The following is a 13,094-nucleotide window of genomic DNA, read 5'->3' as shown; positions in this document are numbered from 1 at the left end:
TCCAATCCTCATGCATGGGCGAGACGCCCATGCCACGGTGCAGGCGATCCACTAAGGCGCTGCCAGTTCAACCCAGCAACCGATCGTCAGTTCGTGATCGAACGCCTTCGGCTCCAGCACGATTCGGAACAGTTCGCCCGGCGAGCCGTTGTGGTGGTTGAACGGCAGCCGTTGGATCTCGCGGATAATCGTCGCTGGTAGCGGGGAGACGCGCAGCGTGTTCTTGCCGCTGGTGACAAACGCGTGACCGTCGATCAGCGTCACCGGCATCTCCGTCACCACCGCCGACTCAGCGGTCGTCGCGGTGGGGGCGAGGGTGAGTTGATCGGTGATGTCGATGCGTCCCGAGCGCTTATCAATCGCGATTTGGCGCAGGCACCGCTCGCAACTGGCCTCGGCGGGGTACGCGCGGGTGATGCCGATGTCGATCGTGCTACGATCGCCGCTGCCAGTCACCGCAATGGTGCCGGCGAAGGATTTGCCGGCGGCTTGTTCCTGGCCGTTGATAAGCGGCAGTGGGTGGCCCAGTGACCGGGCGGCCAGGAAGGTGTACCGCGTTTCCTCCTTGAAGAACTCGCGCACGTACTCAGGCGCGCCGATCTCCGTCAGCACACGACGGCCGTCGATGTTCAACAGGTACGAACCGACGTCGTTGTGATTGTGAAACTCCGCGTTGTGTCCCGCCTTGGCCGCCAGTTCCCAAAGGTGCCCGGCGGCGTCGCGGAAGCGCAGCAGGTGAACGCCGAGGTCGGGGAAGCCGATGTCGCCCTCGGGCAGCACCGGTTGCGCGTCCAGCGGGCCATCGGGGCAGCGCAGGAAATGCCGCAACAGGTAGAACAGGTCGAGCCGCTCGGCCGTCATGTCTGGTGGGCTGTTAGCCTCGCGCCGCCACGAGGATTGGGCGCTGACGCGGATGAAGTCGTCGTTGAATCGGTCGGCCAGATACTGCAACAGCACGCCGCGCGGGATGCTGCGCGCGCCGTTGTCGGAGAAGTTGACCGCGTGCCCGTTGCTCAGCGTCACGCGAGGCCCGAACAGGCTGATGGCGCGCACGTGATCGTCCCCCTCCACGAGCGACAGCCGGCCACGCGTGCGCAGCTCGAGTTGACGGTTCAGTTCCATGAACCACCCGAACCCGTAACCCCAGTAACCGGGGCCTTCCGAGCAGCCACCATCGGGCGTAAAGCCGGTGAGGAAAATCGCGAGATTCGGTGCGGCCTTGTGAAACAACCGCGCGAGCAACTCCGGATCGTCGATCAGGCCCATCGCCGCGCCCAGCACGCCTTGATGGCAGACGGCATTCCAGTTGTAGGCCGTGGCGATCCAGTAGTGCGGGCGGTTCAGGTAATTGTCGAAGATCTCAACTTGCAGCCGTCGATGGATCGCCTGCTGCAGATCGGCCGGCACGTGGTCGCCGAGGAGGCTCAGCAGCTCGCCCATCTGGTTGGCCGTCTCCGAGGAGAACAGGTCGAGCGTGAGCGGGTCTTTGCCGGTGGGGGAGTGACCGGTGTGCGCGATCAGCGCCCACGATTCTTCGTTGAAGACTTCCCGCATCTTCGACAGCGCCGAACCGAGCAGCCGCTGCTTGGTTTCACCGGCGGGCTCGATCAAGGTGGAGATGACCGCGCGGGCCAGGTTGCGCCGCCTTGAGAAGTAGATGCGCTCGAACGGCAGCCGGATGCCGGTCTTGTAGAACTGGGCGTACAACTCGTCGCTTAGCGGTGGCAGCGGTTGGTCGATTTCGGTCATCGCGACGTCACGCAGCGCCGTCGCCCACTTCGCCAGGTTCGGGTTGGCCGCCACCCGCTGCCAGACGGCGTCCTCCATCGGCGGCACGAGCGGGAACCGTGGTGACCGGGCAAACACTTTTGCCAGTTCATCGATGGACATCGGCTGACGGATGATGTTCTGCATACGCAACAGTTTACTCGCTTGCGTGGGAAACGAGAGCGGTGGGGCCGCTTCGCGTCATCCGAAGGTTGCCACTGCGTCGTCGCGTGGGATGAACTTGCGGCGTGCTCACGTGCCGAAGATGCGGTCACCCGCGTCGCCGAGGCCGGGCATGATGTAGCCCTTCTCGTTCAGCTCGCGATCAACGGCCGCGCAGTAGATCGGAACCTCAGGGTGTTGGCCGTGCAGCCCGGCGATGCCCTCGGGGGCGGCCACCAGGCAGACGAACTTCATGCTGGTGACGCCCGCCTTCTTCAGGAACGACACCGCCGCCGACCCACTGCCACCGGTCGCCAGCATCGGGTCGATCAGCAGCACTTCCGTGTCGGCAATGTCCGGCGGAAACTTCGAGTAGTACGACACCGGTTCCAGCGTGCTCTCGTTGCGATACACGCCCAAGTGCCCCATGCGCGCATCCGGCAACATCGCCAGCACGCCGTCCGTCATCCCAAGGCCCGCACGCAAGATCGGCACCAGCGTCACCGGCCGGGCCAGTTCCACGCCGGTGAACTGCTCCATCGGCGTGCGCACGAGCCGAGCCTTCGTCGGCCAGTCGCGCGTCACCTCATACACCATCAACGATGCAATCTCGTTCAACAGCGCGCGGAACTCCCGATGATCGGTCGTGAAGTCGCGCAGCTCGGTCAGCTTCGTCTGAATGACCGGGTGATTAATTTGAAAGACGTTGTTGGTCATGTGGTGCGTGTTGCAGGAGATCGTGATGATTGGTGTGTGGTGCCTGACGCAGCACGCGGAGTTGCCATCGCCTGATCGATCACCACTCATCAATCACCAACTGCTACTTGAGCATTCCCGCTTCCTTGGCGTAGTTGAAGACGCCACCGGCCTCGATGATCGGGAGGACGTCGCCCAGCGGGTTCAGCGCGTGGCGGGTGCCCTGGGTCTTATTGAGGACGTAGCCGTCGATCAGGTGGACCTCGAGTTCGTCACCGGTGCGGATCTTGTCGGCCAGCGGTTCGACGGACTCGATGGGGACGAGGTAGCCACCGTTGATGCTGTTGCGGAAGAAGATGCGTGCGTAGAACTCGGCGATCACGCAGGTGACGCCCGCCTCGGCCAGCGCCAGGGGGGCGTGTTCGCGTGAGCTGCCGCAACCGAAGTTCTTGCCACCGATGACGATCGAGAAGTCGCTCCTGAACTCGTTATCGCGCACGAAGCGCACGTCACCCTGCGGCAGGCCCATTTGGCCAGCGGGGACGCTGCTCATCGCGTACATGCCGAAGAACTTGCGCTCTTCCGGGAGGGACGGGTTAAACGACAGGTACTGTGCGGGGATGATCTGGTCGGTGTCGATGTTGTCGCCGAGGACGTAGGCCTTGCCGGTCAGGACGGTCTGCATGGGGAAGTCTTCCTTTTTCGTGGTCGGGCAGAAAATACGGTCAAACCAAAAGCCTGTACAGCCGATTAAATATGAGGCGGTCCGCTTTACGGTCGTTTGTGGTGTATACTGTCCGCGGGTTAACCGGTTTTATTATCCGTTGACTGTTCGTTTTCGTACTATACTGCGAAGCTTGGTCGTTGTCGTGACGGGCATTGGGGAGAAGTAGCGGGCGAGCGGTGACCTCACGATCGCGGGGCGGCGATCGGGGCCGCGTGGCACGGGTGGACTAGAGCATGGAAAGAGCATCAACGGTATTCGTGGTCGACGACGACGCGATCTCGCGCAGCATGATCGCGCACGTGGCGGCGTCAGTGGGGCTGGCCACCGAATCGTTCGAGTCGGCCGAGGCGTTCCTGGCCAGCTATGGGAACGATTGGCCGGGCTGCCTGGTGGTCGACGTGCAGATGACCGGCATGACCGGCATCGAACTGCTGCAGAAACTGGTCGAGCGGGGCGTGAACCTGCCGACCATCGTGATCACCGCATTCGCGAAGGTGCCCGAGGCGGTGACGGCGATGAAGCTGAAGGCGATCGACTTCATCGAAAAGCCCTTCGACGCCGCCGCGTTGGCCGCCGCAATGCAGAAAGCGGTCGCGATCGACGCTGAGCAGCGCGAGGCCGAGGCGCGTCAGGCCGTCGTGCGAAAGCGCCTGCCACTGCTGACACCGCGCGAGCGCCAAGTGATGGAGTTGGTCGTCGCCGGCCTGGCCAACAAGCAGGTCGCGGCCCGGCTTGGATTGAGTGAGAAGACCGTCGAAACGCACCGCGGGCACGTAATGCAGAAGATGCAGGCCGACAGCCTCGCGGAACTGGTGCGCATGGTCGTTGCGCCGCACACGTTGGACGATACAAATCGCCCCAACCACCATCAAGCGCCGGTCTGAGCGCCTCCGGTGCTTTCAAATCAGGCGAGTCGAGAAGATTCCCCCATTGTCAGGCACATCACAATGTGTGATGTTTCCGCACCTCGTGCCAGCGGGCACGCTGAGGACCGGAAAGGTCAGCAATATGAACTCCAAGCGTGCCGTCATCCGTATCCAGCTAGACACCCAGGCCAAGCGCGCGCTCGACCATCTCTGCGAACAACGCGGCATGACACAGATCGCCGTCCTGTCGCGCGCGGTCACGTGGTTGACCAAGCAGAACGACCTGATTCAGACCGCCATCCTGTGTGGCCTGAGCGAAGCGGATCAATCCGAGCTCGCCAAGCTGCTCCTGAAGCGCATGTCCAAACCCTCAGAAGACGGTGACGGAGCCTCAGGCGATGGCATGACGGCTGGGCGTGGCGCCAAACGCATCTCGCGCATGGAAGACGGCCAATAGCCTGCCATCAATTTCTCGACAATATATTTGAGTTCCGCGCCCGCCGGTGAGGTAGGAAATTGTCCGCCAACCCATCATGAACGCTGGCGGTGACCCTGAGGGGCGCGACCGGGCGGTGGGTTCAGGCGAGCGAGTGGCCAGCCTGCAGCGCCGATGGCATTCGCGGCGTCGTTTTCCACGTCATCAGCTGTTCCGGATTGAAGATCAGGCGATTTCGACCCGTCTCAAGCAGGTGCTTTCGACGCAGTTCGGTCAAGGCCAGGCTGATCGTCTCGCGGGCGGCGCCGACGGCTTGTGCCAGCTGCTGGTGCGTGATGCGAACCGTCACGTTCGACCCTTCGCGGACCGCAGCGGGGCTGTCGCTGAGCGAGATCAGCGTCGTGATCAGGCGGGAATTGCAGTCGTCGAAGGTCAACCGGGCGGCGTCGTTGTACGCGGCCATCAGTCGGCGGGCCGTCTCTTTGAAGAAGGCGATCGCCACCAGGGGCTTTTGCTCGAGCGTGTGCAACAGCTGCTCGGCCGGTAGCACGAGCACTTCCGTCGGAATCGACGCCACCGCCCGACCGCAATAGTGCGCTCCCGAAACCGCTGCGGCACCCAGCCAGTCACCCGGTCCCCAGATCCCAGCCAGCCGAACCGATCCGTTGCCACTTACCTGGAAGATCCGCAGTTCGCCGGACTCGACCCAGATCATGTCCTTATGGGTGGCAGCGTCCTGATCGAACAGCGCTTCGCCGCTCCGCAGTGACACGCGTCGCGCCCCCTGGGCAGGCTCCTTGAACAGGTCGGCAATGAGTTGATTCTGATTTTGGTCCGGCAGCATCGGCAAGCGTTTCCCTTCGGCGTGGAGTATCCCATCGTTACGCGGCAAATCTGAGGCGGTTCGAAAATTGGTATGCGAATTAACCGTAGTACGTCACTCTTGTGTCACCAAATGGGACCATTCTGTTCACGCAAGAGCCCTTCGGGTCTACGCTTGGCGATCATCCACGGGGTTATGAGACGGCGTGCGAAAAATAATGGATTCGCCAAGCCTGTTTGAATGATCCTGCCCATCTTGACTTGCCCATCGACCCCGGGATACTGCGGTCGGCACCACGGACAGAGGAACTCCCAATGGCTAAAGCGGCAGTCGGTATCGCGGTTGGCATCGTTGGCATCCTCGTCGGTTGCAAGGACCCTTCCACGGCCAAGCCGGGCGCGGCCGTGGTCGACCGACCCTTCACCCAAAGTTCCACTCCGCCCACCACCTCCGTGGCCACCGACACCGTGGTGGCGACCGTTGCCGGTCGGCCGATCACCGAGCAGGCGCTACGCGATCCGCTCGTGGAGGCGTATGGCTTAAACATGCTGCTGAACCTCGTGCAGCACGAGTTGACTCAGCGGGAGGCCGAGCGGGCCGGCATCACCGCCACCGATGCCGACATCGCCGCCGAGCGGCAGCGCACGGTCGACCGCATGTTCGAGCAGTCGAACGTGCAGCAACTGGAGCGCATCGAGACGGTTCGGGCCAACAATCCGGCCGAGGCCGAACGCATGCTCGCCGAGCTGCGCAAGGAAAACGAGGAGGCGCTCGACCAGTTGCTGTTGCAGCAGCGCGCAAGCCGCCCGGAGTTTGAACTGGTCATCCGCACGAACGCCACGCTGCGCAAGCTGGCCGAGCCGCAGGTGGAGGCGGCGATCACCGAGGAACGGTTGGCCGAGTCGTTTCGCATTCAGTACGGCGAAAAGGTGTTGGTGCGGCACATTCAAGCCAACAACCTGGCCGACCTGAACACCGCCCGCCGGCGCATTGCCGCGGGTGAATCGTTCGAGCAGGTGGCGACCGAGATCAGCACCAACCGCGTCACCGGGCCGCTGGGCGGTGAGGTCGTGCCCTTCACGCGCAACAACACCGCGTTTCCCCAGACGTTCCGCGACGCGGCGTTCGGGTTGAAGGTCGGCGAGGTCTCCGAGGCCGTGCAGGCGGACGGCGCGTATCACATCATCAAGCTCGAGCAGCGCATCGACCCGACCGTCGTGAAGTTCGAGGACGTGAAGGAGAGCGTGCGGGCCGACCTGAACGACCGCTTGCTGCAGGCCGCGGTGCGCAACCTGCGGCAACAGATCACGCAAGACGCGCTGGCGCAACTTCAGGTGAACGACCCGATCCTGAAGCGCCAGCTTGCCGACCGCATGGAACAACAGCAGGCCAAGGTGCGCGACCGCGAAGAGGTGCGCGAGGAACTGAACCGCCAACGTGAGGCGATTGCCGCCGAGCAAGCGCGCGAGCTGGCCGCGACGACGCAAGCGGCGACACAGGCAGGGACGCAGCCTGCCCCGGCCACCACGGCGCCCGTCGCGCTACCACCGGCGCCCACCACCGTCACCACTGCGCCCGCCACGCAATCGGCGGACGCGCCCGTGGTTTTGCCCGCCAACACGCCGGCGACGCGACCCGCTTCGTTCGTGGACGGCGTCCTGCCCGACACGATGCCCGCGCCAATGAAGCCCATCGAACCGGCCCCGGCCCGTGCCACCACGCCGCCGGCGACATCGTTGCCGACGACGTTCCCTGCGATGCCCTAGCGGCCGCTTTGAATGGCCTGCTCTGTGTTGCCCCCGCTGAAGCGGTAGTGGCGACGCCTGCGTCGCGGTCGACGCGGTCGACGCGGAGCGTCGAATCAGGTCCGGAACTCGGAGCTGCGCCCCGACCGCGACGCAGGCGTCGCCACTACCGAATGCAGAGAGTGCAGAATTCGAGTTAGCCGAACCTACGCCAGCCACTTCATGAACGCGGTGGCCAATCCCAGCAGCGAGAAGAATCCAACTACATCGGTAATCGTCGTGGCAAAAATGGTGGCCGACTGGGCGGGGTCGAAGCCAAGGCGCTTCATGATGAACGGCACGCCGACGCCCGTGATGCACGCGAACGTGTGATTGATGAGCAGCGCGGCGCCGATCACCAGGCCCAGCGCAAGGCCGTGGTCCTGGTGGAACGCATAGGCGATCAAACCGGTGGCGACCCCGATGACCACGCCCGTCAGGAACCCGACGACCGACTCACGATACAGAATTTGGCGTAGCAGCCGCCGGTCGACCTCACCGGTCGCAATACCGCGGATCGCGACCGCCATCGCCTGGGCGCTGGCGTTGCCACCCATGCCCGCCACGATTGGCATGTAGGCCGCGAGAATGGACAGCTTCGCGATCGTGGGCTCGAAGTGTCCAACCACGAACGCCGCCAGGAACGCGGTTGCCAGGTTCACCATCAGCCACCAGATGCGCATGCGGAAGCTGTACTGCCAGGGGCTGGTCAGCTTCTCCTCGGCACCGGCGCCGAACATGCGTTGCACGTCCTCGGTCGCCTCTTCGCTGATGACGTCGACCATGTCGTCGACGGTGATCAGCCCGACCAGCCGGTGTCGGTCGTCGACAACGGGCATGGCTAGGTAGCCGTACTTGCGCATGCGCCGTGCGACCTCTTCCTGGTCCATCGTCACTGGTACGCTGGAAACGTTCGGCCGCATGATCTGGGCGATCCGGCGGTCGGGCTTGGCCAGAATCAGATCGCGCATCGAGAGCACGCCGACCAGGTGGCCGCGCACGTCGACCACGTAAACGTAGAACATCTGCTCGAGCTCTTCACTGAGCCGGCGCAGTTCCTCGATGGCCTGGCCGACCGTCAGAACTTCCTGCAGCGCCGTGACCTCGGTGGTCATAATGCCGCCTGCGGTGTCGCCCTCATACTGCTCGAGGTTACGCACCTCGGCGGCGTCGGCGGCGTCCATCTCGTCGACCAGGCGGTCGTGCAGGGGGGTGGCCAGGTGTTCCAGGATGTCGACGCGGTCGTCGGGGTCCATGGCGGCCAGCACCATGGACGCCTCGGCCTCCTCCATGTCCTCGATCACCTCGGCGGCCTGCGTGGGGTCCATCTCGGCCAAGATGTGACCGGCGGTCTCGGGATCGAGGATCTCGGCCACCTCCGCCGCCTCCTCGGTCGGCAGGTCGGCCAGCACGTGCGCGCCGTCGGCGGCGGGCATGTCCTCGATGCGGTGCGCAACCGCCTCGCTGGCGCTCTCGACCACCGTGGTGGCCGCGGCCTCGCGGTCGACGGCTTGGTCGTCGCGTTCATCGACAGGATCGGGGCGTTCGCTCATACGGAAGGCCTTCTAACGAGGAACGGACCGTGATGCAATTGATTTTGCGAGCGGCCCACACGGTAAGGCGTTCCGGTCCCTCTCCCGGCGTACCGGGAGAGGGACCGGAGAAAGCCACTGCGGCCTACTCGTTCGTCGCGCCGCTCGTCAGCCCTTCGACCAGATCGCGCTGCAACAGGAAGAACAGCACCGCCACAGGAGCGATTCCCACCAGCACGGCCGCGTACAGCAGCCCCGGTCCGTCCTGCGGCAGGCCGCTGAGGTTGGCGGTGCCGAGGGGCAGCGTGTGACGGGCGGCGTCGAGCAGGACGACCTGCGGCCACAGAAAGCTGTTCCACGAGGCCAGGAAGCTCATCAACGCAAACGCGCCGACCATCGGCCGGGCCAGCGGCAGGGCGATTGACCACCACAGGCGCAACTCGCTGCACCCGTCGAGCCGCGCTGCCGACAGCAGGTCGTCGCTAATGGACCGCATTGCGCTCGTGAACAGCAACACGCCGAACACGTTCGCCAGCCCCGGCACCAGCGCCGCCGGGTACGTGTCGACCCAGCCAAGCCACGTCACCAGTTCGAATCCGGCCGGCAGCAACACCTGTGGTGGGATGGCGACCGTGAGCAGCATGATCCCCATCATCACCCGCCTGCCGCGGAAGTCGTACTTGGCCAGCGCGAAGCCCGCGAGGCTGCAGATCAACACCACCAGCACCGTGTACGACGACGCCAGGAAGATCGAGTTGAGCAGCCACGTGCCGATCGGTCGCTCGCGGAACAGCTGTCGCATTGGTGCGAACCCGTCCCGCGCTGCCCCCCGCACCAGCCAGATGAACGGCAACGCGAAGGCAAGTGCCAACAGCGTTGTGAAGACCTGTGTCGAGACCGTACCGCCATCGATCAACCGATTGCGGTTTAGCCGTCTATCTTCAACTGGAACAGTCGCGCGGCGCATCACGATCTTCTCCCCCGTCGCGTGCAGTACAGGATAATGGCCGTCACCGCGCCCGTGAGCCCAACCAGCACCCAACCCACCGCCGACGCCAACCCGGCGTTGCCGGTTTCGAAGCCGGCGTTGAACAGGTACATGACGATCGTGAGCGCCCCGAGCCCCGGCCCGGGTCCGCCGAACAGCTGTACGGGCAACTCGAACAGCTGCAGCGCCCCGATGGCCCCCAGCAGTGCGAGCACGCCAAGGATCGGCCGAACGCCCGGCAGCGTCACATGGGCGAACTGCGACCACGGCCCGGCGCCATCCATCGCGGCGGCATCGTAAAGCATGCGCGGGATCGCCTGAAGCGCGGCGAGGCAATAAACCATGCCCGCGCCGATCGACAGCCACCAACTTGCGATCAGCACCGACGCCATCGCCAGTCGGCGGTCGGTCAGCCAAGGGATTTCAACGGGCTGACCGAACAGCGTCGTCAGCAGTTCGGCCAATGGCCCATCGCGCGGTGACAGGATCTGCGCGAACAACGTGCCGGCGAAGATCGGCCCGACCAGGTACGTCGAGAAGAACGCGAATCGCAGGACCGACCGGCCGCGCAATCGCGCATTGTTCAGCAAAACCGCCAACCCGAGGCAGGCGGGGATCTGCACGATGAGGTAGATGATCGTGTATCCAACGGTGTTCGCGACCGCCCACCAGAACAGTCGGTCGGTTAATAGAAATCGGTAGTTCGCGATGCCCACGTATGCCGACCGATCGCCAAGCGTGACGTGAAGGCTGAGCCACAGGCTGCGGAGCAACGGGTACACAAAGAACGCCGCGAAGAGCAGCAGCAGGGGGGAGAGCATCGCGTAGGGCGCGAACCGCGCGAGCCGACCTTTCATGAGCCGAGGGTCGCGAAAGCGATGCGCGATTGCAAGTCCGCAGCGGCGTCGTTCAGCCATCGCTGCACCTGCGCCTGCAACTGCGCATCGGTCAGCGAGCCCCCGCTTGCCTGCACGGCGGCCGTCGTGCGGTACAGCACCAGCGACAGCGCCGACGACGCCATCGCATTAAATGGCGTGATCGTGCGCGGCGGCAACTGCCGTGCGAGCCGTTCGTAAACGACGGCCGGTGATTGCGATGGATACATGGCGTTCGGCGGGCCAATGTCGTCCCACCAGTCAGTGATGGCCGGAAGAATCGTGGACTCGCGTTCACGGACCTGTCTGGCGGCATCGCAGAGGTAAAGCTGTTCGATCATCCGCCAGGCGCGATCTGGGTCGGCCACCGATCGCGGGATCGCGACCGCGGTGCCGCCCCAACTGGCGGTGGGGGCATCGGTCGGATCGAAGCGAGGCAACGGCATCATCGCGAGCTTACCGGTGAGCGCATCGGAGGCGCGGGCGAGGTCGGCCAAAGCCCAGTCGGGCGTGAGGGCGGCGGCGACGTGACCACTGGCCAGATCGTCTACCCAACGACCGGGGCCGGGCGTGGGGTCGGCACTGATCTTTCGTTCGCCAGCGATCAGCTGAGCATAGAACGCGATCGTCGCCGCAACCCGCGGGTCGGCGAGATGCACGCGATGCTGGGCATCGATGGGATCGATGCCGCGCTGCTGGAGCATCATCATCAGCGCGTCGGACGAACCGCCGGGCAGTTGCAGGGCGCGGGTGGGGCGGCCGTTGGCACGCTCGAACGCTTCGAACTTCAAACACAGCGCGTGAAGTTGCGGCCACGTCGTCGCCGTCGCCAGATCTATGTCGGCGGCGTCGAACAGGTCCTTGCGATACGTGAGCGAGACCGGGTGCACGTCCAGCGGCACCGCGAAGACTTCGCCATCGTGCGTCCACGCCTTCAGCCGGGCGGGTGACAGCCGGTCGAGCCAGCCGGTTGCTCGCAGGCGATCGGTGAGCGGCACGAAAGGCACATCGCTCGCGCGGCCACGGAAGTACTTGCCGATGGCGCCGATCTCGAGTTCGACCAACTCGGGTGAGCCGCGCTCGCTGGCTCGCAACGACTGCAGCCGTACGTCCATCGCCCGGGCGGCGAGCGTAACGACGGCGGGGCGGGTCGCGGTGTCGATCTCCGCTGCGACTTGCGACAGTTCTCGCGCATGGGCTGGCGAAAAGGTCCACACTTCGGTCGGACGATCGTCTCTGGTGGGTCGCAACAGAACCGCGACGCCACTGACGATAGCGGTGGCGGTCAGCAGCGGCAGGATCCAGCCGGACGGGAAGAGCATCACCGGGAGATGATAACCGAAGTCGTTTGGTGTCGAAGGTGCAAACGGGTTCCCGTTTCCTTCGCGCCTACTTCGCGCTCTTCGCGTCTTGATCTTTTCGAAAGAATACGGGGGAGAGGCGGACGGGGGGGAGAGACAGGCAGGAATGTTGGTCCTACAGAAGAGAAGGACGAATCGGACGCGCGGCGCGGTAGGGACCGCGTGCCACGATAGGGGTACAAACGACACGGGACGGCGGTCCGCGGCGCGGGGGCGCGCTGGCGGACCGACCGTCCCGGTTAGAAAACAGGATCGCCTTACCGCTTTCGCCGGTCGCGACGCGCCTTGCGTTTCTTGCTGCCGATCTTGCGGCGCCGACGAGGCTTGGCCATACGCTTTCTCCTTTCCGTATCTTGTGAGTCGCGTAAGGTAGCGTCTGAAGGTCGCCTCGTCTACGCGCCGAACACGCCTTTTGATGCAAACAAGCTGGGTTCGGTAGGACCGCGGGGCCAAACACTGGTGTTGGACGTGAGGGCCGCTCGTGATCCCGGTTTCGCGCCACGGGCACCAAGCACGCCAAGAGCGCCAAGAAGAGCAGCGATAGCTATCCAAAGCAGGCATTTGCTGCTTCACTTGGCGCTCTTGGTGACTTAGCGCGCACGTTAGGTCACTGATCGATCGCGATTGGGTGCAACTCGGCCGGCCTCGTCCGCATGGAATACGTGAGGCGTCTCACGGTGGGCACAGGCGTTGCTGTGCACCGGATGGGAACCGAAAACAGCTGAGGATCTGCCCAATGATTAAGCTGGATCTCGGAAATGTGCTGCTCAAACCGTCACAACGGAAACAACTGATGGCCTGCCTCCGCCGGACGATGCGGCTGGGCGATCGGTTGGGTAATTTCGTTTTGACGCTCCGCCTGAACCGGGTCGGCCGGCACCTCGACGTGCGGGCGGACGTCCACGACTCTGCCGGCGATTTTGCCGTCCACATGCGCGATTCCAACTTCCGGACCGCGGTTCGGAAGCTGGTCAGGACGCTGTCAACCCGTATCCACGACCAGCTTCGACTGGCGCGGGTGGCGACGTAGTCGGCCGACGACGGGTCGAACTTCATCGGCGGTCCCTCGGGCGAACC

General features: G+C 64.4%; 12 protein-coding genes. 4 read left to right on the top strand and 8 right to left on the bottom strand.

All coding sequences use genetic code 11. The features are described 5' to 3' along the window. Nucleotides 1-51: 51 nt before the first annotated feature. The 3 genes from VGN72_08630 to VGN72_08620 form a co-directional block, all read right to left on the bottom strand. On the bottom strand, nt 52-1,914 hold the full coding sequence (locus VGN72_08630) for a heparinase II/III family protein (GenBank protein HEV7299413.1): 1,863 nt from the start codon (nt 1,912-1,914) through the stop codon (nt 52-54). Nucleotides 1,915-2,019: 105 nt separating this feature from the next. Next, nucleotides 2,020-2,646 carry a uracil phosphoribosyltransferase gene (gene upp / locus VGN72_08625; GenBank protein HEV7299412.1) on the bottom strand — a complete coding sequence of 209 codons (627 nt, stop codon included), beginning with the start codon at nt 2,644-2,646 and terminating at the stop codon, nt 2,020-2,022. Nucleotides 2,647-2,749: 103 nt separating this feature from the next. Then, complete coding sequence (locus tag VGN72_08620) at nt 2,750-3,310, bottom strand: 3-isopropylmalate dehydratase (protein HEV7299411.1); 561 nt, start codon at nt 3,308-3,310, stop codon at nt 2,750-2,752. Between the two features lie 275 nt (nt 3,311-3,585). On the opposite strand from VGN72_08620, the gene VGN72_08615 reads away from it, so the two are divergent. Together VGN72_08615 and VGN72_08610 are read left to right on the top strand one after the other, a co-directional pair. Continuing rightward, entirely contained in the window at nt 3,586-4,236 is a 651-nt protein-coding gene (locus VGN72_08615) for a response regulator (protein HEV7299410.1), read from the top strand. Between the two features lie 70 nt (nt 4,237-4,306). Beyond that, nucleotides 4,307-4,675, top strand: a complete 369-nt coding sequence (locus tag VGN72_08610) for a hypothetical protein (protein HEV7299409.1) — start codon at nt 4,307-4,309, stop codon at nt 4,673-4,675. A 121-nt stretch (nt 4,676-4,796) separates the two neighbouring features. On the opposite strand, the gene VGN72_08605 is transcribed toward VGN72_08610, so the two are convergent. After that, a complete protein-coding gene (locus VGN72_08605; protein ID HEV7299408.1) occupies nt 4,797-5,498 on the bottom strand; it encodes a Crp/Fnr family transcriptional regulator in 702 nt (233 codons plus the stop codon). Nucleotides 5,499-5,791: 293 nt separating this feature from the next. On the opposite strand from VGN72_08605, the gene VGN72_08600 reads away from it, so the two are divergent. After that, nucleotides 5,792-7,243, top strand: coding sequence for a peptidyl-prolyl cis-trans isomerase (locus VGN72_08600; protein ID HEV7299407.1), 1,452 nt, complete (start codon nt 5,792-5,794; stop codon nt 7,241-7,243). Between the two features lie 185 nt (nt 7,244-7,428). Here the strand turns inward: VGN72_08600 and mgtE are convergent, their stop codons facing one another. From mgtE to VGN72_08580, 4 genes are all read right to left on the bottom strand, one after another. Further along, nucleotides 7,429-8,814, bottom strand: a complete 1,386-nt coding sequence (mgtE, locus tag VGN72_08595) for a magnesium transporter (protein HEV7299406.1) — start codon at nt 8,812-8,814, stop codon at nt 7,429-7,431. A 124-nt stretch (nt 8,815-8,938) separates the two neighbouring features. Then, nucleotides 8,939-9,595: a carbohydrate ABC transporter permease gene (locus VGN72_08590; GenBank protein HEV7299405.1), complete on the bottom strand. Its 657-nt coding sequence runs from the start codon at nt 9,593-9,595 to the stop codon at nt 8,939-8,941. Between the two features lie 164 nt (nt 9,596-9,759). Then, on the bottom strand, nt 9,760-10,638 hold the full coding sequence (locus VGN72_08585) for a sugar ABC transporter permease (protein ID HEV7299404.1): 879 nt from the start codon (nt 10,636-10,638) through the stop codon (nt 9,760-9,762). Then, nucleotides 10,635-11,978: an extracellular solute-binding protein gene (locus VGN72_08580; protein ID HEV7299403.1), complete on the bottom strand. Its 1,344-nt coding sequence runs from the start codon at nt 11,976-11,978 to the stop codon at nt 10,635-10,637. The genes VGN72_08585 and VGN72_08580 overlap by 4 nt, the downstream gene beginning before the upstream one ends. A gap of 832 nt (nt 11,979-12,810) precedes the next feature. Here VGN72_08580 and VGN72_08575 point away from each other — a divergent pair. After that, nucleotides 12,811-13,047, top strand: coding sequence for a hypothetical protein (locus VGN72_08575; GenBank protein ID HEV7299402.1), 237 nt, complete (start codon nt 12,811-12,813; stop codon nt 13,045-13,047). The last annotated feature ends 47 nt before the right edge of the window (nt 13,048-13,094 follow it).

It is taken from the genome of Tepidisphaeraceae bacterium, from assembly GCA_035998445.1.
GTDB lineage: Bacteria > Planctomycetota > Phycisphaerae > Tepidisphaerales > Tepidisphaeraceae > DASYHQ01.
This window is presented reverse-complemented; position numbering and strand designations above follow the sequence as displayed.

Excerpts from the sequence above, each read along its gene's own strand:
- VGN72_08590 (HEV7299405.1), bottom strand. The coding sequence starts at position 9,595 with ATGCGACAGCTGTTCCGCGAGCGACCGATCGGCACGTGGCTGCTCAAC.
- VGN72_08620 (HEV7299411.1), bottom strand. The coding sequence starts at position 3,310 with ATGCAGACCGTCCTGACCGGCAAGGCCTACGTCCTCGGCGACAACATC.
- VGN72_08630 (HEV7299413.1), bottom strand. The coding sequence starts at position 1,914 with ATGCAGAACATCATCCGTCAGCCGATGTCCATCGATGAACTGGCAAAA.
- VGN72_08615 (HEV7299410.1), top strand. The coding sequence starts at position 3,586 with ATGGAAAGAGCATCAACGGTATTCGTGGTCGACGACGACGCGATCTCG.
- VGN72_08585 (HEV7299404.1), bottom strand. The coding sequence starts at position 10,638 with ATGAAAGGTCGGCTCGCGCGGTTCGCGCCCTACGCGATGCTCTCCCCC.
- VGN72_08600 (HEV7299407.1), top strand. The coding sequence starts at position 5,792 with ATGGCTAAAGCGGCAGTCGGTATCGCGGTTGGCATCGTTGGCATCCTC.
- VGN72_08610 (HEV7299409.1), top strand. The coding sequence starts at position 4,307 with ATGTTTCCGCACCTCGTGCCAGCGGGCACGCTGAGGACCGGAAAGGTC.
- VGN72_08575 (HEV7299402.1), top strand. The coding sequence starts at position 12,811 with ATGGCCTGCCTCCGCCGGACGATGCGGCTGGGCGATCGGTTGGGTAAT.
- upp (HEV7299412.1), bottom strand. The coding sequence starts at position 2,646 with ATGACCAACAACGTCTTTCAAATTAATCACCCGGTCATTCAGACGAAG.
- VGN72_08580 (HEV7299403.1), bottom strand. The coding sequence starts at position 11,978 with ATGCTCTTCCCGTCCGGCTGGATCCTGCCGCTGCTGACCGCCACCGCT.
- VGN72_08605 (HEV7299408.1), bottom strand. The coding sequence starts at position 5,498 with ATGCTGCCGGACCAAAATCAGAATCAACTCATTGCCGACCTGTTCAAG.
- mgtE (HEV7299406.1), bottom strand. The coding sequence starts at position 8,814 with ATGAGCGAACGCCCCGATCCTGTCGATGAACGCGACGACCAAGCCGTC.